We start from the raw sequence: 20,309 nt of genomic DNA, 5'->3' as shown, positions 1-20,309 counted from the left end.
TCCGGGGGCCCTGCCGTGTGCGGGGCCGCGCTCAGCCGCCGTCGACCTTCTGCGCGACGGTGTCGCCGAGGTCCTTGTCCACGCTGCGCCAGTACCGGATCGCCCGCTCCAGCACCGGTGCGCTCACCCCGTCCAGCAGATGGCCGGCGATGTTGGAGGCGAGCCGCTCGCGCTGGGCGTCGTCGAGGACCTCGCGGACCATGGTGCCCGCCTGGCCCCAGTCGTCGTCCTCGCGGTGCTTGCGGGTCGCCTCGCGCACCAGCTCGCCCGCGGTCTCCCAGCCGGCCGGGTCGCCGAAGCGCCCGAAGTCGGCCGCGGGGCCGCCGTAGGAGTTCGGCGCGTACGGCCGCGACGCCTGCGAGGGCGTGTAGCGCATCGGGCCGTCCTTGGCGTAGGAGTTCACCGGCGCGTGCGGCCGGTTGGGCGGCAGCTGCGCGTAGTTGGGGCCGATCCGGTACCGGTGGGTGTCCGGGTAGGAGAACAGCCGCCCGAGCAGCATCTTGTCCGGCGAGGGCCCGATGCCGGGCACCATGTTCGACGGTTCGAAGGCCGCCTGCTCGATGTGGACGAAGAAGTCCTCGGGGTTGCGGTCGAGGACCATCCGCCCGACGTCGATCAGCGGGTAGTCGCCGTGCGGCCACACCTTGGTCAGGTCGAACGGGTTGAACCGGTAGTCCGCCGCGTCCTCGAACGGCATGATCTGGACCTTGAGCGTCCAGGAGGGCGCGTCACCGGCGTCGATCGCCCCGAAGAGGTCGCGCCGGTGCAGGTCGGGGTCGGACCCGGCCAGCTCGTCGGCCTCGGCCTGGGTGAGGAAGTCGATGCCCTGGTCCGTCTTGAAGTGGTACTTCACCCAGAACCGCTCGCCGCCCCCGTTGATCCACAGGTAGGTGTGGGAGCCGTAGCCGTTCATGTGGCGGTACGACTTCGGGATGCCCCGGTCGCCCATCAGCCAGGTGACCTGGTGCGCGGACTCGGGGGACAGGGTCCAGAAGTCCCACTGCATGTCGTGGTCGCGCAGCCCGGTCACCGGGTGGCGCTTCTGGGACCGGATGAAGTCCTGGAACTTGATCGTGTCGCGGACGAAGAACACCGGGGTGTTGTTGCCGACCAGGTCGTAATTGCCGTGCTCGGTGTAGAACTTCAGCGCGAAGCCGCGCGGGTCCCGCCAGCTGTCCGGGGAGCCCTGCTCGCCCGCCACCGTGGAGAAGCGCGCCAGCATCTCGGTGCGCCGGCCCGGCTGGAACAGGTCGGCCCTGGTGAACTGGCTGACGTCGTTGGTCACTTCGAAGAAGCCGTATGCGCCCGAGCCCTTGGCGTGCACCACGCGCTCGGGGACCCGCTCGCGGTTGAACTGGGCCATCTTCTCGATCAGATAGTGGTCCTGGAGCAGGATCGGTCCGTCCGGGCCGACGGTCAGCGAGTGCTCGTCGCTCTCCACCGGGATGCCGGCGTTGTTCGTCGTGTACGGGGCCCTGGGGGTGGACTCGGTCACGGGAGTCCTCCAGTCGGTCTGGGGGATGGTGGTCGCATCGGCCGTGTGCCCCAGTGAACGCCTTGCACACCCTCCGGGCAACATATGGACCTTTTCCGGACTTGTCCCATGTCCGGGCGGAGCGCTGCCCCGCGGGGCCTCCCCGGGGTGCGTGCGGGGCCCGCCGGCCCCGCACCCGTCCGGCGGCGGTGACGCGCCGGGTCAGCCCCGGGCCGGCAGCTCGAACCAGACGACCTTGCCGGTCGACAGCCGGGTCGCCCCCCACCGTCTGGCCAGCCGGTTCACCAGGAACAGGCCCCGGCCGCCCTCGTCCGTGTCCCGTGCCCTGCGCTGCCGCGGGAGCTGCGGGGAGTCGTCGCCCACCTCGCAGCGCAGCACCTCGGTGCGCAGCAGGCGCAGCATCACCGGCCGCTCCGCGTAGCGCACCGCGTTGGTGACCACCTCGCTGACCAGCAGCTCCACCGAGTCCGAGAGGTCCTCCAGGCCCCAGCGCTCCAGCGCGCGGCGGGCGAGCCGGCGGGCCCGGCCGGGCGCCGCGTCCTCCGGGTCCAGGAACCAGTAGGCGACGTCACTCGGCGCGATCCCGTCGAAGCGGGCCGCGAGCAGCGCGATGTCGTCGTCCCGGTCGCCCGGCCCGAGCATGTCCAGCACGTCGTCGCAGAGCGCCTCCAGCGGCGGCGAGTGGTCGGGGCCGGTGAGCTGGGCGGTCGCGGCCAGCCGCTCCCGCAACTGCTCGATGCCCGTCCACACGTCGCGCAGCCGGGACTCGACCAGACCGTCGGTGTACAGCAGCAGGGTCGCCCCGGCCGGGGCGTCGAGCTCCACGGCCTCGAAGTCCACGCCGCCGACGCCGATGGGGGCGCCCGGCGGCACCCGGAGCACCTCGGCCCGCCCGCCCAGGTGCAGCAGGATGGGCGGCGGATGTCCGGCGTTGGCGATGGTGATCCGGTGCGAGACCGGGTCGTAGACCGCGTAGAGGCAGGTCGCCATGCGGTCGGTGCCGAGGCGCTGGGCCTGCTCGTCGAGGTGGTGGAGGACCTCCTGCGGCGGCAGGTCGAGCCCGGCCAGCGTCTGCGCCGTGGTGCGGAGCTGGCCCATGATCGCGGCCGAGGTCATGGAGTGGCCCATGACGTCGCCGACGACCAGCGCGACCCGGCTGCCGGGCAGCGGGATCGCGTCGTACCAGTCGCCGCCGACCCGCGCGGTCTCGGCGGCCGGCAGATAGCGGGAGGCCAGCCGCACGCCGGTGGGCTGGGGCAGCGAGTCCGGCAGCATGGTGCGCTGGAGCTCGTCGGCGATGTACGCCTCGCGCCCGTAGAGCACGGCCTTGTCGATGCCGAGGGCGGTGTGGGTGGCGAGCTGGGCGGCGACCAGCAGGTCGTTGGGCTCGAACGCGGGCCGGTCCGGGCGGCGCAGGAAGACGGCAGCGCCGATCACCCGCCGCCGGCCGCGCAGCGGGGCCAGTATCGCGCGGTGCCCGCTGGGCACGCTGCGGCCGTCGCCGAGCAGTTCGGGCAGGGCCGCGCGGGCGGCGGCCGAGTCGCCGAAGACGGGCCGCACCCCGCGCAGCACCTCGGAGAGCGCGCCGCCGGAGCGGACCTCGCACAGCTCGGCGGCCGGCGTGAGGTCGGTCCCCGGGTCGAGCACGGACACGACCGCGCCCGCGCCGCCCTCGGTGTCGTCCGTCGTCGAACGCAGCCGGTCGCTGCGGCGCAGCCGCAGGACGAAGGGGGAGACGGGGCGCTCGTCGCCCACCGGCAGGGGGTCGCGCAGATAGACGAGTATCGCGTCGGAGAAGGTGGGCACGGTCGCCCGGCACAGACCGAGGACGATCTCGTCCAGGTCGATGCCGCGCGCGATGCGCCGGGTCGCCGCCCCGACGAACCGCAGCCGGTCGCCCTCGCGGCGCGCGGTGCCGGCGATGTCCTGGGCCTGCGCCTGCACGGAGTGCGGCGGCGTGGCCGGCTGGGGCAGCGAAGGCTGCCCGGCGGGCACGCCGGCGGCCTGCGCCCGCGGCCGGGTGCGTTCCTGGGACCGGGCGGCCAGGGGCTGCCGGCCCTCATGGGAGGTGGGATGCTCCGTCACGCGTGGGATTCCGTCCGGCTCGGGTGGGTCGACGCGACTGCGCTGCGGCCGCTTGTGGCGGCCGTCCGGTGGGGCTGTGCGTCCGCCCCGGGGCCGGTCCTGGTGGGACGGCGGACATCCGGCACGGCTCGACCCCCTCTGTGCGACTGTTGCTGTCTTGGTGACTCGTGCTGACGTGCGGGCTGGAGTGCGGTCTGTCCTGCGCTTTCTCCCTCGTACGGCGCAGCGCTGCGGACGACGATCCTACGTTTGCCCCCGGGGGGCGCATCAAGAGTCTCACGAGGTCGTATACGCCGGAGCGCGTTCGCTGACCGGAATCGGACAAGGAGATGGACGGGCCGGTACGACAGGGCGGGAAGGATCGGGCGGAGTGAGGGCCGAAACGCAAATTTTCGGCCAGCTTCACTCCGTGACGCCCCTGCGGGTGTCCGTCCCGCCCCGTCCGGCGCGGCCCGGGCGCACGGCTCAGGCCGCGGGCCGCCCCTCCCCGCGCCCCGCCCAGTCGGACGGCAGCCGCGGCACCGTCCACGAAGGGTCCGGACGCCAGTGCTCCCAGCCCGAGGAGAACGGTGCCTGCCACGCCCGGATGGACGCCACCGCGGCCCGCCCCGCCTCCCGGACCCGCTCGGCCTTCGCCTCGTCCATCAGGCCCACGAGCTGCGCCTGGGCGAACTCGTCCTCGTCGCGCCACAGCCAACTGCGGTCCGGATAGACGGAGATGTCGAGGAAGTGGTCCTCGGAGTCCACCCCGCCCGCCCACCGGGTGCGCGGCTCCTCGAGGTTCACGTACCAGCTCTTGAACCGCCAGCCCGACTCCCAGAACAGCCAGACCGACCACGGGTCCCGGGGCCGGGCCAGCTTGAGCACCCCGGCGCCGAACCAGCGGTCGCGGGTCAGGGTGCGCGGCGCGGTGTAGCGGGTCGCCAGCGGCTCCAGATGCACGGGGGAGCCGTCGGCGAGCACCGGTTTGACGCACTCGGTGCCCGGCGCCATCCAGACGGCGAGCAGGTCATCGGTGTCCTGGACGACCGTCACGGGCCGGCAGATGTGCACCGTGCAGCCGTCGAGATCGGGGGCATGACCGCGGTACCGCCAGAGGATGTGGTCCCCGGGTGCCCAGCGTGCGATGCGTTCCGTCCCTGTCATGAGCAGATCTTAGGAGGGGGGCGGGGCGTGCGCCGCGATCCGCGTCACGGTGCGTGCGCCGCGATCCGGGCCGCGGTGCGTCGCCGCGCCCCGCCCGCGCCGCCTCAGGGGTGGGTCATGCGCAGCACGTCCAGCGCCTCGTCGAGCTGCTCCAGGGTCAGTTCGCCGCGCTCCACGTATCCGCGTGCCAGGACGACCTCCCGGATGGTCCTGCGCTCGGCCAGCGACGCCTTGGCGACCTTCGCCGCCTCCTCGTAGCCGATGTACTTGTTGAGCGGGGTGACCACGGAGGGGGACGACTCCGCGTACTCGCGGGCGCGTTCGGTGTCGTCCGTGATCCCGTCGACCGTCCGGTCCGCGAGCAGGCGCGAGGCGTTGGCGAGCACCCGGACGGACTCCAGCAGGTTCCTGGCCATCACCGGCAGCATGACGTTCAGCTCGAAGTTGCCCGCGGCCCCCGCGACGGCGACCGCCGTGTCGTTGCCGGTGACCTGCGCGGCGACCATCAGCACCGCCTCGGGGACCACCGGGTTGACCTTGCCCGGCATGATCGACGAACCGGGCTGGAGGTCCGGCAGGGCGATCTCCGCGAGCCCGGTGCGCGGCCCGGAGGCCATCCACCGCAGGTCGTTGCAGATCTTGGTGAGCGACACCGCGACCGTCCGGAGCTGTCCGGAGGTCTCCACCAGGGCGTCCCGCGCCCCCTGCGCCTCGAAGTGGTCGCGGGCCTCGGTCAGCGGCAGTCCCGTGGCCGCCGCCACCTCCGCGATGACGGCCGCGGAGAAGCCGGGCGGGGTGTTGATGCCGGTGCCCACCGCCGTGCCGCCCAGGGGGAGTTCGGCGAGGCGCGGCAGCGCGGAGCGCAGCCGCTCCACACCGTGGCGGATCTGCGCCGCGTAGCCGCCGAACTCCTGGCCGAGGGTGACGGGGGTGGCGTCCATCAGGTGCGTGCGCCCCGACTTCACGACGGCGGCGAACTCGGCCGCCTTGCGCTCCAGGGCGGCCGCCAGATGCTCCAGCGCCGGCACGAGGTCCCCGGTCACCGCGGCGGTGGCCGCGATGTGGATCGAGGACGGGAAGACGTCGTTGGACGACTGGGAGGCGTTCACATGGTCGTTGGGGTGGACGTCCCGGCCGAGGCGCTCGGCGGCCAGCGTGGCGATCACCTCGTTGGCGTTCATGTTCGAGGACGTGCCGGACCCGGTCTGGAAGACGTCGACGGGGAAGTGCTCGTCCCAGCGGCCCCCGGCGACCTCGTCCGCCGCGCTCGCGACGGCCTCCGCGAGGTCGGCGTCCAGCACGCCCAGCCGGGCGTTCACCCGGGCCGCGGCGGCCTTGATCAGCGCCAGGGCCTCGATGTGCGAGCGCTCCAGACGCTGGCCGGAGACGGGGAAGTTCTCCACCGCCCGCTGGGTCTGGGCCCGCCACTTCGCGTGCGCGGGGACCCGCACCTCGCCCATGGAGTCGTGCTCGATCCGGAATTCGCCCGCCGCCGTGCCGCTCATCGCTGTCCTTCCTTGAGCCTTCGCCTCGAAAAGTTGAGCAGTTGTCTTGTTCCGCGTATTCCCAACCGCACTACCCGCCAGTACATACCCCGGGAGACCACAACCCGGGGAGGCGCAATGACGCGACCAGGCCCAAGAGTTCACCCGTTCCGGCGCACGGCGGCCGCGGCACCGGCCGCACCCGCGGCCGCGGCGGCCGCGTCCGTCCCGCTGCCGCCGGCGCTGGAGGCCGTCCGCGCGGCGGAGGCCACCGCCCTCTACGGCAGTCCGGCCGAACGCCCGCTCGACCAGCGCAGGACGGCGCTGATCTCGCTCGGCGACAGCGAGATCTCCGGCGAGGGCGTCGGCACCTACGAGCCGGGCACCGACGGTCCCGACAACTGGTGCCACCGCTCGCCCGACGCGGCCGTCCACCGTACCGGCATCGCCGCCGACGTCACGTACAACGTCTCCTGCTCGGGCGCGTCCACCGTCAACATCCGCATCGGCGGCAGCAAGCAGTACGCCGACGAACTCGTCCAGAGCGACAGCCTCGCGATCAAGGCCCGCAACACCCGGATCAAGATGGTGCTGCTCGTCGCGGGGGCCAACGACGACCTCCAGTTCGGCCCGGTCATGACCGACTGCGTCACCCGCTACATCCTGCTCCAGGGCGCCTGCGAGCCGAAGTACGCCCCCGGCTGGCAGGCCCGTGTCGACGGCCTCGTGCCCAAGGTCGAGCAGACCGTGCGCGACCTGCGGACCGTGATGCGCGGCGCGGGCTACGGGGACGGCGACTACAAGCTCGTCGTGATGGGCTACCCGAGCCCCATCGGCCCCGACTTCCGGGACAACCCGTCCTTCCCCGGCAAGCTGGTCTGCGGCGGCCTGGGCTACGACTCCGACACCGTGTGGGGCCGCAACACGGCCGTCCCCGCCTTCGAACGCGGCATGCGCCGGGCCGCGCAGAGCACCGGCGCGGTCTACCTCGACAACTCGCGCCTCTTCCACGGCCACGAGGTCTGCCACCAGGACACCTGGGCCCGCGGTCTCTACATCGACCTCGGCAACCCGTTCCCGCCGGACGCCAACTCCGTCCGCCAGTCCTTCCATCCGAACGCCCGGGGCCACGCGGCCTTCGCGTCCTGTCTGACCCAGCTCTACGACTCGGGCCTGCGCGAGGCGAGTTGCGCGGACGTCGCCTCCAGCGGCGCCCCCCGGCTCTTCCCGCTCGCCTGGGACGACGTCTACCGCCCGCTGAGGTCCGCGTCCGGCTCCTGCACCGACGTCGAGGGCGCCGTCACCCGCAACGGCACCCGGACCCTGGCGTGGGACTGCCACGGCGGCCGCAACCAGGGCTGGTGGCACGACACCGCCCGCGGCTCCCTCCACACGGAACTGAGCCAGGACCGCTGCCTGGACGTCCCGGACTCCGCCTACCGCGCCGGCACCGCCCTGGTCCTGTGGGACTGCCACGGCGGCGCCAACCAGCGCTTCGTCCGCGACGGCGCCACCCTCCGCCCGTCCGCCGCGACCGGGCTCTGCCTGACCCAGGGCACGAGCGGCCAGCCGCTGCGCCTGGCGGCGTGCGACGGCTCACCGGGGCAGCGCTTCGCGTGAGCGGGCCGCCCCGCCGGCGTGTGCCCGGTGCGCGTCGCCCTCGCGGCGCGTGCCGGGCCAGGGGCCCGTTCCCGGCTCTCCCACGGGGCGGGCCCGTTCCTTCCCGGGCGTGCGGGCGTTTGTGGCGCGTTGTGCGTCGCCCCCTGGTGGTGCGGACCGCGCCTATCAGCCCGGCGAGGGTCGTTCCCAGCCCCGCCGGAGTCGGATGCCCGGTGCGCGTCGCCCTCGCGGCGCGGGGCTTTCCCAGCCCCGCCGGCGCCGGGTGCTTTCCCAGCCCCGCCGGCGTTTGAGGCGCGGGGGTCCGGGGGCGGAGCCCCCGTAAGGCGTCGCGCCCGCGAGGGCGCGACGCACGGGGCCCGGGGCGGAGCCCCGGGCCCACCCGAGGGGCCCCGGAGCCCTCACGCACCCCCGGCGGAGCTACAGCCCCGGCGGAGCTACACCCCCGGCGGAGCTACAGCCCCGGCCCTCGCACGGGAATCGACGTGAAGGTCGGCGCCGGAGCCGGCTCCGTGAAGAAGTCGTTCCCCTTGTCGTCGACCACGATGAACGCCGGGAAGTCCTCCACCTCGATCTTCCAGACCGCCTCCATGCCGAGCTCCTCGTACTCGACGACCTCGACCTTCTTGATGCAGTCCTGCGCCAGCCGCGCCGCCGGCCCGCCGATCGACCCCAGGTAGAACCCGCCGTGCGCCCCGCACGCGTCCGTCACCTGCTTCGAGCGGTTGCCCTTGGCCAGCATGATCTTCGAGCCGCCCGCCGCCTGGAACTGCTCCACGTAGGAGTCCATCCGGCCGGCCGTCGTCGGACCGAAGGACCCCGACGCGTACCCCTCGGGCGTCTTCGCGGGCCCGGCGTAGTACACCGGGTGGTCCTTCAGGTACTGCGGCATCTCCTCGCCCGCGTCCAGCCGCTCCTTGATCTTCGCGTGCGCGATGTCGCGCGCGACGACCAGCGGGCCGGTCAGCGAGAGCCTGGTCTTCACCGGGTACTTGGACAGCTCCGCGAGCATCTCGTCCATCGGCCGGTTGAGGTCGATCCGGACGACGTCGCCCTCCTCGGCGAGGTGCTCGTCGGTGGTGTCGGGCAGGAAGCGCGCCGGGTCGGTCTCCAGCTGCTCCAGGAAGACGCCCTCGGCGGTGATCTTGGCGACGGCCTGGCGGTCCGCCGAGCAGGAGACGGCGATGGCGACCGGCAGCGAGGCGCCGTGCCGCGGCAGGCGCACCACCCGTACGTCGTGGCAGAAGTACTTGCCGCCGAACTGCGCGCCGATGCCGATCCGCTGCGTCAGCTCGAAGACCTTCTTCTCCAGCTCCTCGTCGCGGAAGCCGTGCCCGAGCTCCGAGCCCTCGGTCGGCAGCTCGTCGAGGTAGTGCGCGGAGGCGTACTTCGCGGTCTTCAGCGCGAACTCGGCCGAGGTGCCGCCGACGGTGATCGCCAGGTGGTACGGCGGGCAGGCCGCGGTGCCGAGCGAGCGGATCTTCTCCTCCAGGAACTTCATCATGCTCGCCTCGTTGAGGACGGCCTTCGTCTCCTGGTAGAGGAAGGACTTGTTGGCCGAGCCGCCGCCCTTCGCCATGAAGAGGAACTTGTACGCGCCGCCGTCGGTGGCGTACAGCTCGATCTGCGCGGGGAGGTTGGAGCCGGTGTTCCGCTCCTCCCACATGGTCAGCGGCGCCATCTGCGAGTAGCGCAGGTTCAGCTTGGTGTAGGCGTCGTAGATGCCGTGCGAGAGGGCGGCCTCGTCGCCGCCCTCGGTGAGCACGTTCTGCCCGCGCTTGCCCATGACGATCGCGGTGCCGGTGTCCTGGCACATGGGCAGGACGCCCGCGGCGGCGATGTTCGCGTTCTTCAGGAGGTCCAGCGCCACGAACTTGTCGTTGCCCGACGCCTCGGGGTCGTCGACGATGCGGCGGAGCTGGGCGAGGTGGGCGGGGCGGAGGTAGTGCTGGATGTCGTGGATCGCCTCGGCGGCGAGCTTCCGCAGGGCCTCGGGCTCCACCTTGATGAAGGTCCGCCCGTCGGCCTCGAAGGTCGAGACGCCCTCGGCGGTCACCAGCCGGTACGGGGTGGTGTCCTCGCCCAGCGGGAGCAGATCCGTATACGCGAACTCCGGCATTTCGCCCATTCCTCACTTCACAGACAGCAGCATGCCTCCGTTGGCAGCGCCATCCAGCGTAAGACTCCCGTGCGGCCCCGATCCTGTGAGGTAAGGCTCACTTCCCGGACCGGGCCCGCACGGGAGCTCCGCGACTACTTCGTGACCGTCGCCGTCAGCCGGAACGGGTTGGTGAAGGACGGGGACGTACGGCGGGACTCGACGACCAGCTCCCACACGCCCGCGGCCGGCGCCTCGTAGGTGCGGGTGCCCGGGTCGCAGCCGTTGCCGCCGGCGTAGTTGGCGTAGCAGGACAGGCTGCCCGGCCCCGCGGCCTCGCCGCTGGTCCCGGTCGGCCCGAAGGCCCACCAGCGGGTCTGGCTGCCCTCGCCGAGGCCGTCCATCGCGACCGTCAGCGCCTTCGCGCCCTCGGGCACCGCGATCGTGTAGTGGAGCGTGCCGTTGCGGTGGGCGACGCCCCGCACCTCGTACGGCGTGCCCGCGGCAGGCGTGGCCGCGGCCTCGACGGCCAGCATCGCCGACTGCTCGACGGCCTTCGTCGCCGGGTTGTCGATCCGCAGGACCGCGCTGTGCACACCCGCGGCGCGCGGCTCGGCGGCCACCTTCACCACGGTCGGCTCGTTCAGCGGCAGCCGGACCGTGCGCGGCACGGAGAACGTCCGCCCGTCACCGTCGACGTCCAGCAGGTAGGGCACGGCGCGGTCGGGCCCGGAGGTGCGGGTCAGCGTCACGTCGTAGGTGCGCTTCTCGCCCGCGCCCTGGCCGCCGCTGCCCGGGGCGCAGCTGTTGAAGACGCCGCTGCCGGTGTGCGGGGTGACCAGGTCGCCGGAGAGCGGGGTGCACACCGGGGCGCTCACCGTCACCGCGTCGACGGCCGTGGTGCCGCGGGACAGGTGCTTCCAGGCGCCCGCCACGTCGAGCTCGCCGCGGCCCTGCGCGACGGCCGCCACGTGGTCCTGGTAGCGCGCCGAGGAGTAGAGCGCGCTCCGCAGCTCGGCCGGGCTCGCGCCCACCCCGCGCTGCGCGGCGGCCGACAGCAGCAGCGCCGCCGCGCCGGTCGCCTGCGGCGACGCCATCGAGGTGCCGTTCATCATCGAGTAGCCGGCGGGCAGGGTGTAGCCGGTCTCGGCGACGGAGGCGTTCGGCAGCCAGGCCGGGACGGTCGACACCGCGGCGCCGGGCGCCGTCAGGTCGGGCTTGAAACCGCCGTCCTCACGCGGCCCCCGCGAGGAGAAGGGGAACACCCCGTGCGCGTCGCGGACCTCGGACCCGTAGTTCGCCCACCAGGTCTCCCGGGAGACGGAGGCGCCGACGCTGACGACCTTGTCGGCGGCGGTCGGGTCGCCGACCGTGTTCACGCCCGCGCCCGAGTTGCCGGCGGAGATGAACATCTGGACACCGGACTCGTCGATCAGCCGGTTGTAGACGAGGGCGCGGGCGCTCTGCCCGTCGTTGAACGCCGGCGACGCGCCGATCGACATGTTGATCACGTCCACGCCGTACTTCGTGGCGAGGTCGATCATGCCGTCGGTGAGCGCCGCGCTGGAGCAGCCGAAGCTGTGGCAGGCCCGCATGGACACCAGCCGGGCACCGGGCGCCTGGCCGTCCATCCGGCCGCCGAACATGCCGTTGGCCGCGGTGATGCCCGCGACATGGGTGCCGTGCGCCTCGGTGACGATGTTGACGTTGACGCTGATCACGCCCGGGAAGAAGTCGTCCCGCACCTGGACGGTGAACGGTATCCGCTCGTCCGCCGGGGTCGCCGGGTCGTCGGTCCCGAAGCGGGCGACCTGCTGCTTCTCCCCGTACGGGCGCAGCAGCTCCTCGTCGGTGAAGTCGTGGTCCTGGTCCGTGTCGACCCACACCGCGCCGTCCGACTCGCGCACCAGGGTCGGCACGACCGTGGAGCCCTGCGGAAGCTGGACCGGGCGCAGACCGATGCGCAGGTCGTCGGCGTCGGGCCCGCGCCAGGTCTCGCCCCGCACCGTGTCGGTGAACTCGGGACCGCTCACCTTCGACGTGGCCGTCATGTTCTGCCAGCTCGCGTCGAAGAGCAGGTCGATGAAGTCCCGCGGGTTCGTCCCCGTCACGGTGTCGACGAGCTTGCGCTCCCCGGTGGTCGTCCGCGCGAGCGCCGGGTGGGTCGGGTCGACACCGGTGTCCATGATGCCGATGGTGACCCCGCGGCCGTCGTACGTCCGGTGGGCCTCCTTGAACGCGACCGACCCCGTCTCGCGGGTCGGCATGTAGGGATTGGCGTCGGGGGTGCGGGACGAGGGGGCCGCCGGCAGCCGCCCGCCCGGCGCGCCCGCGCCCGCCGCCGCGCCGTCGGCACGGGTGTCGTCGACCTTCAGCAGCTCGTCCACGTCGGCGGCGATCACGTCGTCGAGGGCGACGGCCTTCTCCACGGCGTCGAACGGCACATTGGCCTTGATGTAGCCGACGGCGGCCTCGGTGCGGGTGGCGGTGACGCCGAGGCCGGCGAGCGCGCGCTCCGCCTCGGCGGTGCGGCCCTCCCGGACGGCGAGCAGCAGCGTGGCGAAGTCCGGGACCGCACGGTCCGCCCGGCGCAGCACGGTACGGGCCTCGTGCTGCGCGCGGTACGTGGCGAGCAGCGCGCGGTCGTGGTCGCCGAGCTTGTCGGCGGACGGGGACGCGGAGGTGGTGGCGGACGTGGTGGCCGGCGCGGCCGTGGCAGGGGTCGCCTGCGCGGGCAGCGCGGTCAGCGCGAGACTCCCGGCGGCGAGTACCGCGGTCGCGATCGCGACGGCACTGCGCCCGGCTCTGTGACCGGGAGCGGTGGAGCGGGGACGGGACATGGTCATCCTTCAGCTCGGGGGGCTGCGAACGGCCGCCACGTTGGCACGCGCTGACGCCCTTTCATCAGCCCTTCCGGCTGTCGCTTTACCGCCCTGTCGCAAACCCGACAGCCCACCTGTCCGGCCCGTCCGGATCGTGCGACCGGCATGTCCGGGCCGCCTGTCCGGACCGTCCGGCCCGTGCACCCGGCCGTCCGCCCGTGGCGCCGGCACCATGTGACCCGGCCGTCCGCCCGTGGCGCCGGCGCCGTGCACCCGGCCCGTCCGGCCTGCGAGGACACCCGTGCGGCACGGTGCCGCTCCCGGGACCGCGCAGCCCCCGGGCCGAGCCTTCACACCCCCGAGGGCCCCTCCACGGCGGCCGGGACCCCCGCCACCCCCGAAGCCCCCTCGAACCCCGCCGCCCCCTCCGGCTCGATCCAGCCCAACCGGGCCGCCTGCCAGCCCAGTTGCAGCCGCGTCTGCACCCCCGCCAGCGCGATCAGCCGCTGCACCCTCCGCTGGACCGTCCGCATGCTCACGCCCCACTGGGAGGCGATCGCCTGGTCGGTGCAGCCCGTCAGCAGCAGCGCCAGCAGCCGCCGGTCGGACGCCGACAGCGGCCCGTCCGGCGCAGCCCCCATCGCGGCGGGCACCGGCAGCGCCGTCGCCCACACCCGGTCGAACAGCCAGTTGAGGGCCTCCAGCAGGATCCCGGTGCGCACGACCAGCCCCACCGGCGCCCCGGGCGGCTGGCGGCGGGGGAGCGCCAGCGCGATCCGGCGGTCGGCGATGACCAGCTTCAGCGGCACCTCCGGGGTGACCCGCATCTCCTCGCCGAGCGCCGCCCACTCCTCCAGCAGCAGCGGGTTGTCCGCGCTCTCGACCTCCAGCGTGGCCCGCTCGTACGCGGCCCGGTACCGCACGCCCGCCCGCAGCGCGTCCCGCTGCCCGGTGTTGTCCGACGCGGTCACGACCACCGCGGGGCCGGCCACCAGACTGGACACCTCCCGGGCGCCGCGCTGGATCTGCCGGTAGCGGTCGGCGATCGCCGCCGCCCCCTCCACCGCCTCGACCGGTTCGGCGCCCGAGGCGCCCGGCCCGTGCGCCCGGTGCTCGGCGGCGAGCCGTTCGACGGCCAGTTGCACCCGGCGGAACTCGTCCAGCCGCTGGAGCACCATCAGATTGAGCGTCACATCGGGCGGTGCGGCGTGGTAGCCGCGCGGCCGGCCCGGACGCCGGGACACCAGCCCGTCCGCCTCCAGCCCGATCAGCGCCCGCCCCACCTCACCGGGGTCGAGCCCGGTCCGTGCCGCCACGGCCGCCGCGTCGGCCGCCGGCGCCCGCAGCAGGCAGACGTAGACCTGTTCCTGCACGGCGTCGAGTCCCAGACTTTCGAGCATCGCCCTCCTCGCGGCCCGCACCCGGGCCGCGGGGCCCACCCCCGGGCCGTCGCGTCTCCCGCGTGGGCCGTCCCCTCCCACCGGACCGGGGCGCCGGCCGCGCCCCGGCCCGACCCTGCCAGAGGGCGCACGGCGGGGAACGGCCGTGACGAGGCGGGTTCCCGCCTGGCCGGTATTCGCCAACGCGCCCCGCACGGACCGCCGGTGCCTCGCACCGAAGCCCCTCCGGACCACGCACCGCGATCCCGCGCCGACGGGCCCGCACCGTTCCCCGTGCCGTCCGCACCGTCTCCTGCGCACGCCCGCGCCCTGCGTCCGCACCGTCCCCTGCGCACGCCCGCGCCCCGCGCCCGCACCGTCTCCTGCGCACGTCCGCGCCCCGCCCCCGCACCGTCCCCCGCGCACGCCCGCGCCCCGCCCCCGCACCGTCCCCCGCGCACGCCCGCGCCCTGCCCCGACGCCGCCCGCGCGGTGGCCGGATGCGGCGGCCCGGCACGAGGGACACCCGATGCCCTTCTCGCGATCTATCGCGTTTCGCTACCCTGGGCACGTGGACCTCGAGAAGCAGCCCCAGAAGCCCGCCGTCCCCGCCGAGACCGCCCGTCCCGATCAGGCCATGCGCGCGTCCGACGCCGACCGCGACCGGATCGCCGACATCCTGCGGGACGCGCTCGCCGAGGGGCGGCTCGACGCCGAGGAACACTCCGAACGCATCGACGCGGTCTACCGCGCCAAGACCGTCGGCGAACTGGAGCCGCTGGTACGCGACCTGCCCGCGGCGGGGAGCGGGAGCACCGCCCCGTACGCCGGCGGCGTACGGACGCCCGCGGCCGGCGACGCCGACATGTCCGACGGGGCCGCGGAGAAGCTGATCGCCGTCTTCTCCAGCTCGACCCGCAAGGGCCGTTGGAGCGTGGGCGCCCGCACCAACGCCTTCTCGCTCTTCGGCAACATCGAGATCGACCTCACCGAGGCGCTGTTCCGCCAGCGCCTCACCGTCATCAACGCGACCTCGATCTTCGGCAACGTCGAGGTCCGCGTCCCGGAGAACGTCACCCTGCGCGGCAGCGGCACCGGCATCTTCGGCAACTTCGAGGTGGTGAACCTGGAGTCGGCCGATCCCGAGGCGCCGGTGGTCGTCGTCAACGGCTACGCGGTTCTGGGCAACATCGAGGCCAAGCCGAAGCGCGGCCGGCTGATCACCGACCTCCACGCCCGCCTGCGCAAACACCTCGGCTGACGGCCGCGCGCGCCACGGCGGTTCGCGCCGTCCGCGCGCAGGGCGCCGCCCGGCGCCCCCGACGGCGGCGCCACTCAGTGCATAGGCGTGCGCACAGCGGGTAGGGACTGCTGCATCGTCTCTCGCTCGCGAATCCGTCGTCAGGAGTAGACCGTGCTGCAACTGCCGCATCAGTCCTTGAAGGCAGCCGCCGTTCCGCCTCAGCGCGTCCCGGCCCGGGAGGACGATGCCGGCCCCTGGCATGCGGACGCGGTGTGCCGCCGCGACGAGGCCGGACTGTTCTTCGCGCCGTCCAAGGAGCCCACGGCCGCGCGGCTGGCCCGCGAGGAGGCGGCCAAGCGCGTCTGCGCCCGCTGTCCCGTGATGGTCGAGTGCCGCGAGCACGCCCTGCTCCAGCCCGAGCCGTACGGCGTGTGGGGCGGCCTCACGGCGGCGGAGCGGCGGGTGGTCCTGGCCCGGCGCCGCCGGCGCGACGTCGAGCTGAAGAAGTCCCCTTCCGCGGCCTGACGCACCGGGCCGGCGCCCCACGGTCGCGCCGCCCCCCCCGTCCGCCGGATCCGAACGGCAAGAGGCGCCCCTCCGCACAAAGGGGCGCCTCTCCTGCCGTCCGCGGCCGGTGGTTCCTACTGGGCGCGGTCGAAGTCGATCTGGCTGTAGGCCCGGAGCTTCGACAGCCGGTGGGTCGAGTCGATCTGGCGGATCGTGCCCGACTTGGAGCGCATCACGAGCGACTGGGTGGTCGCCGTCTCGGCCCGGTAGCGCACACCGCGCAGCAGCTCGCCGTCGGTGATGCCGGTGGCCACGAAGAACACGTTCTCGCCGCTGACCAGGTCGTCGGTGGACAGCACCCGGTCGAGGTCGTGCCCGGCGTCGATCGCGCGCGCGCGCTCCTCGTCGTCCTTCGGCCACAGCTTGCCCTGGATGACGCCGCCGAGGCACTTGATCGCGCAGGCCGAGATGATGCCCTCCGGCGTGCCGCCGATGCCGAGGAGCAGGTCGACGCCGGTGCCCTCCTTGACGGCCATGATCGAGCCCGCGACGTCGCCGTCGGAGATGAACTTGATCCGGGCGCCGGTCTCGCGGATCTCCTTGACGATGCCCTCGTGGCGGGGCCGGTCGAGGATGACGACCGTGACGTCCTCGGGGGAGGAGTGCTTGGCCTTGGCGACCCGGCGGATGTTCACGGAGACGGGGGCGTTGATGTCCACGTAGTCGGCCGCCTCGGGGCCGGTGACCAGCTTGTCCATGTAGAACACCGCGGACGGGTCGAACATGGTGCCCCGGTCGGCCGCCGCGAGCACCGCGATGGCGTTCGGCATGCCCTTGGCCGTGAGGGTGGTGCCGTCGATCGGGTCCACGGCGATGTCGCACTCGGCGCCGGTCCCGTCGCCGATGCGCTCGCCGTTGAACAGCATCGGCGCCTCGTCCTTCTCGCCCTCGCCGATGACGACGACGCCGTTCATCGAGACGGTCGAGACGAGGGTCCGCATGGCCTTGACCGCCGCGCCGTCGGCGCCGTTCTTCTCGCCCCGGCCCACCCAGCGGCCGGCCGCCATGGCGGCGGCCTCGGTGACACGGACGAGCTCCAGTGCGAGGTTGCGGTCGGGGGCCTCGGGAGAGACCTCGAGCGGGGACGGCAATTGGTGCTCGGTCATCGGAGCGCACCTTTCTGGACGACGCGACGGCCGTATGTAGGAGGGTGCTGCGACTCTATCGGTAGATCGACATATTGAGCAGAGGGGCCCACGTTTGAGCGCGGATGCCGGATGCGACCATAGGGGACGTGGCAGGTATGCGAGGCAGACAGACGGTCCGGGGCATGTTCCAGTCGATGGCGGTGATCGGCGTCGTCGTGGCGGGCATCTACATGCTGGTCCCGCACGACGAGAACGCCGATCCGATCAAGTCCGTCGACTACCGGGTGGAGCTCCTGACGGCCCAGCGCGCGGCGCCGTATCCGGTGGCCGCGCCCGAGGGTCTGGGCGACGACTGGCGCACCACCTCGGTGACGTTCGACGGCGCCGACGACCACGCCTGGCACCTCGGCTTCCTCGACCCGGACACGCAGTACGTGGCGGTCGAGCAGTCCACCGCGCAGCCCGTCGACAAGTACGTGCGCCAGGTCACGCGGCACGCGAAGAAGACCTCCGCGACGCAGGAGATCCGCGGCGAGACCTGGCAGCGCTGGGACGGCCCGAAGTACGACGCCCTGGTGCGCACCGCGGACGGGGCGACCACGGTCGTCATGGGCACGGCCTCGCCGGAGCGGCTCGCGGAGATGGCGCAGGCGCTCGTCGCGGGCTCCACGGCCTCGCCGTCCCCGTCCGCCTCGCCGTCCGCGTCCTCCGGGGCCTCCTGACCCCTGCCGCACGGCGAGGGCCGCCGCCCTGCCCGCACGGCGCAGGCCGTGCTCCATACGGCGAAGGCCGCCGCACCCGGTGCTCCGGGGGCGGCGGCCTTCGTGTGCGCGGGGCGTGCTCAGACGGTGGTGACGACCTGCTCGTAGGACAGGCGCGGGGAGCGCGGGAACCAGGCGTCCTCGGCGGGCCGGCCGATGTTGACGACCATCAGCGGGGTGTGGTCGCCGTCCAGGAACTCCTTCTGGATGCCGGCGGCGTCGTAGCCCGTCATCGGGCCGGCGGCCAGACCGGCGGCGCGGATGCCCAGGATGAAGTAGCCGGCCTGGAGGGAGGCGTTGACCGTGGCGTTCGACTCACGGACCGGGCGCTCGCTGAAGAAGGCGTCCTTGGCCTGCGGGAAGTGCGGGAACAGCGTCGGGAGCTCCTCGTGGAACTCGTTGTCCGCGGCGAGGATCGCGACCAGCGGGGCGGCGGCCGTCTTGGCGCGGTTGCCCTCGGCGAGGTGCGACACCAGGCGCTCGCGGGCCTCGGGGCTGCGGACGAGCACGACGCGCAGCGGGGTCTGGTTGAAGGCCGTCGGGCCGTACTTGACCAGGTCGTAGATCGCCTGGATCTGCTCGTCGGTCACCGGCTCGTCGGTGAACGCGTTCGCGGTGCGGGCCTCGCGGAACAGCAGGTCCTGGGCGGCGGGGTCAAGAACGAGGGACATGAGAACCTTCCGGGAACGGATAATGGGTCAACCAACTACCTCCTCACCGTACCGCAGATAGATTAAAGTTCAACTAAAGTGCGGCCCGCGTGACCCGTCTCACAGCCCCGCACCCACCGCGTGAACCGCCCCTGACCAGGGCGAGGGGCCGGGCCCCGCCGCATACGAGCCCGCCGCTACCGGCCGCTCTCGTCCCCGTCCGGCTCCGACTCCGCGAGCGCGGCGTCGAGGCGGGCCCGGGCCCCCTCCAGCCAGTGCCGGCAGACCTTGGCCAGCTCCTCGCCGCGCTCCCACAGGGCGAGCGACTCCTCCAGCGTCGTGCCGCCCGCCTCCAGGCGGCGCACGACCTCGATCAGCTCGTCCCGCGCCTGCTCGTAGCCGAGCGCGGCCTCTTCCGTCCTGGCAGCCATGCGATCCACCCTAAGTCGAGCCTGTGATGTGAGAACGACGGCGCCTCGCGCCGCCCGAGGGCGCACGGCACCTGCCGTGAGACGCCCCGCACCGGTCAGTCAGCCGGTCAGTCAGTCAGTTCAGTCAGTCAGTCAGTCAGTCAGCCAGCCAGCCGGTCAGTCGGCCGGCCGGCCCGTCAGTCGGCCGGCCGGTCGTCGACGCGTACCGTGAACTCGCCGTCCGCCACCCGGGCCCGCAGCGCGTCCCCCGCGGCCACCTCGTCGGGCGAGCGCACCACGCCGCCGTCCGCGCGCTGGAGCACGGCGTACCCGCGCTCCATGGTGGCGGCGGGCGACAGCGAGACCACCCGCGCCCTGGTGTGCGACAGCTCCGAGTCCGCGCGGTCCAGCAGGTGCCCGAGGACCCGGCGGCTCCGCGCCAGCAGCGCGTCCACCTCGTCCTCGCGCTGCTCCACCATCCGCTGCGGATGCTCCATGGAGGGCCTGGCCAGCGCGTGGGCGAGGCCGCGCTCCTCGCGCTCCAGCAGCCCCTCCACCGTCCGCAGCGCCCGCCGCCGCAGCTGGCCCACCCGCTCCAGCTCCTCGCCCACGTCCGGCACGACCTTCTTCGCCGCGTCCGTCGGGGTGGACGCCCGCAGGTCCGCCACCAGGTCCAGCAGCGGCGCGTCCGGCTCGTGGCCGATGGCCGACACGACCGGGGTCGTGCAGCCGGCCACGGCCCGTACGAGCTGCTCGTCGGAGAACGGCAGCAGGTCCTCCACGCTCCCGCCGCCGCGCGCCACGATGATCACGTCCACCTCGGGGTGCTCGTCCAGCTCCTTGACCGCCTGGACGACCTGGGTGACCGCGTGCACCCCCTGCACGGCCACGTTGCGCACCTCGAAGCGGACGTGGGGCCAGCGCCGGCGCGCGTTCTCCAGGACGTCCCGCTCGGCGGCCGACGCCCGGCCGCACACCAGGCCCACCCGGTGCGGCAGGAACGGCAGCGCCCGCTTGCGGTCCGCCGCGAACAGGCCCTCCGCGCCGAGCGACCGCTTCAACTGCTCCAGACGCGCCAGCAGTTCACCGATGCCGACGGGCTTGATCTCCGTCGCCCGCAGGGAGAGCTGCCCCCGCGGCGCGTACCACTCCGGCTTGGCGAGCACCACGACCCGGGCGCCCTCGGTGACCACGTCCGCCACCGCGTCGAAGACCTGGCGGTAGCAGGTCACGCCCACCGAGATGTCGTACGACGGGTCGCGCAGCGTCAGGAAGACGACCCCCGCGCCCGGCCGGCGCGACAACTGGGTGATCTGCCCCTCCACCCAGACCGCCCCGAGGCGGTCGATCCACCCTCCGATGAGCCGCGAGACCTCGCCGACGGGCAGGGGCGCTTCCGCGGACGTGTTGAGAGCCATACGGGCGAGCGTAACGGCCCGCTCCGACAACGCCGCCGATCCGGAC

15 protein-coding genes are annotated in these 20,309 nt (G+C 73.4%); 4 read left to right on the top strand and 11 right to left on the bottom strand.

Annotation, left to right across the window (positions count from 1 at the left end):
* Nucleotides 1-31 precede the first annotated feature (31 nt).
* From JE024_RS12750 to JE024_RS12735, 4 genes are all read right to left on the bottom strand, one after another.
* Nucleotides 32-1,495, bottom strand: coding sequence for a catalase (locus JE024_RS12750; RefSeq protein WP_205373701.1), 1,464 nt, complete (start codon nt 1,493-1,495; stop codon nt 32-34).
* 201 nt (nt 1,496-1,696) lie between these two features.
* A complete protein-coding gene (locus JE024_RS12745; RefSeq protein WP_205373700.1) occupies nt 1,697-3,580 on the bottom strand; it encodes a SpoIIE family protein phosphatase in 1,884 nt (627 codons plus the stop codon).
* A gap of 465 nt (nt 3,581-4,045) precedes the next feature.
* The gene (fomD, locus tag JE024_RS12740; protein ID WP_205373699.1) at nt 4,046-4,726 is read right to left on the bottom strand and encodes a cytidylyl-2-hydroxypropylphosphonate hydrolase; all 681 of its coding nucleotides are present in this window, start codon (nt 4,724-4,726) and stop codon (nt 4,046-4,048) included.
* 104 nt (nt 4,727-4,830) lie between these two features.
* On the bottom strand, nt 4,831-6,231 hold the full coding sequence (locus JE024_RS12735; protein ID WP_205373698.1) for a class II fumarate hydratase: 1,401 nt from the start codon (nt 6,229-6,231) through the stop codon (nt 4,831-4,833).
* A gap of 117 nt (nt 6,232-6,348) precedes the next feature.
* Between JE024_RS12735 and JE024_RS12730 the strand changes: the two genes are divergently transcribed.
* Nucleotides 6,349-7,830 carry a ricin-type beta-trefoil lectin domain protein gene (locus JE024_RS12730; protein ID WP_205373697.1) on the top strand — a complete coding sequence of 494 codons (1,482 nt, stop codon included), beginning with the start codon at nt 6,349-6,351 and terminating at the stop codon, nt 7,828-7,830.
* Between the two features lie 451 nt (nt 7,831-8,281).
* Here the strand turns inward: JE024_RS12730 and JE024_RS12725 are convergent, their stop codons facing one another.
* The 3 genes from JE024_RS12725 to JE024_RS12715 all read right to left on the bottom strand — a co-directional run bounded on the left by JE024_RS12725 (nt 8,282) and on the right by JE024_RS12715 (nt 14,147).
* On the bottom strand, nt 8,282-9,955 hold the full coding sequence (locus JE024_RS12725) for a fumarate hydratase (RefSeq protein WP_280521558.1): 1,674 nt from the start codon (nt 9,953-9,955) through the stop codon (nt 8,282-8,284).
* A gap of 125 nt (nt 9,956-10,080) precedes the next feature.
* A complete protein-coding gene (locus tag JE024_RS12720; protein ID WP_244882807.1) occupies nt 10,081-12,765 on the bottom strand; it encodes a S8 family serine peptidase in 2,685 nt (894 codons plus the stop codon).
* 332 nt (nt 12,766-13,097) lie between these two features.
* Entirely contained in the window at nt 13,098-14,147 is a 1,050-nt protein-coding gene (locus JE024_RS12715) for a helix-turn-helix domain-containing protein (RefSeq protein ID WP_244882806.1), read from the bottom strand.
* A gap of 550 nt (nt 14,148-14,697) precedes the next feature.
* Here JE024_RS12715 and JE024_RS12710 point away from each other — a divergent pair.
* Both JE024_RS12710 and JE024_RS12705 read left to right on the top strand, forming a co-directional pair.
* The gene (locus JE024_RS12710; protein WP_205373694.1) at nt 14,698-15,387 is read left to right on the top strand and encodes a DUF1707 SHOCT-like domain-containing protein; all 690 of its coding nucleotides are present in this window, start codon (nt 14,698-14,700) and stop codon (nt 15,385-15,387) included.
* Nucleotides 15,388-15,540: 153 nt separating this feature from the next.
* Nucleotides 15,541-15,894: a WhiB family transcriptional regulator gene (locus tag JE024_RS12705; protein WP_205373693.1), complete on the top strand. Its 354-nt coding sequence runs from the start codon at nt 15,541-15,543 to the stop codon at nt 15,892-15,894.
* Nucleotides 15,895-16,010: 116 nt separating this feature from the next.
* Here the strand turns inward: JE024_RS12705 and glpX are convergent, their stop codons facing one another.
* Nucleotides 16,011-17,042 (bottom strand): class II fructose-bisphosphatase, encoded by a 1,032-nt coding sequence (glpX, locus tag JE024_RS12700; RefSeq protein ID WP_147987953.1) that lies wholly within the window; start codon nt 17,040-17,042, stop codon nt 16,011-16,013.
* 137 nt (nt 17,043-17,179) lie between these two features.
* Between glpX and JE024_RS12695 the strand changes: the two genes are divergently transcribed.
* Nucleotides 17,180-17,746, top strand: a complete 567-nt coding sequence (locus JE024_RS12695) for a DUF4245 domain-containing protein (protein ID WP_205376518.1) — start codon at nt 17,180-17,182, stop codon at nt 17,744-17,746.
* A 119-nt stretch (nt 17,747-17,865) separates the two neighbouring features.
* On the opposite strand, the gene JE024_RS12690 is transcribed toward JE024_RS12695, so the two are convergent.
* From JE024_RS12690 to xseA, 3 genes are all read right to left on the bottom strand, one after another.
* Nucleotides 17,866-18,456 (bottom strand): malonic semialdehyde reductase, encoded by a 591-nt coding sequence (locus JE024_RS12690; RefSeq protein WP_205373692.1) that lies wholly within the window; start codon nt 18,454-18,456, stop codon nt 17,866-17,868.
* Between the two features lie 176 nt (nt 18,457-18,632).
* Nucleotides 18,633-18,866, bottom strand: a complete 234-nt coding sequence (locus tag JE024_RS12685; protein WP_205373691.1) for an exodeoxyribonuclease VII small subunit — start codon at nt 18,864-18,866, stop codon at nt 18,633-18,635.
* A 176-nt stretch (nt 18,867-19,042) separates the two neighbouring features.
* Nucleotides 19,043-20,263 (bottom strand): exodeoxyribonuclease VII large subunit, encoded by a 1,221-nt coding sequence (gene xseA, locus JE024_RS12680; RefSeq protein ID WP_205373690.1) that lies wholly within the window; start codon nt 20,261-20,263, stop codon nt 19,043-19,045.
* Between the last annotated feature and the right edge of the window lie 46 nt (nt 20,264-20,309).

The sequence above is a fragment of the Streptomyces zhihengii genome, from assembly GCF_016919245.1.
Classification (GTDB): Bacteria; Actinomycetota; Actinomycetes; order Streptomycetales; family Streptomycetaceae; genus Streptomyces; species Streptomyces zhihengii.
Note: the sequence above shows the minus strand (reverse complement) of the source record. Positions and strands in the feature narration are given on the sequence as shown.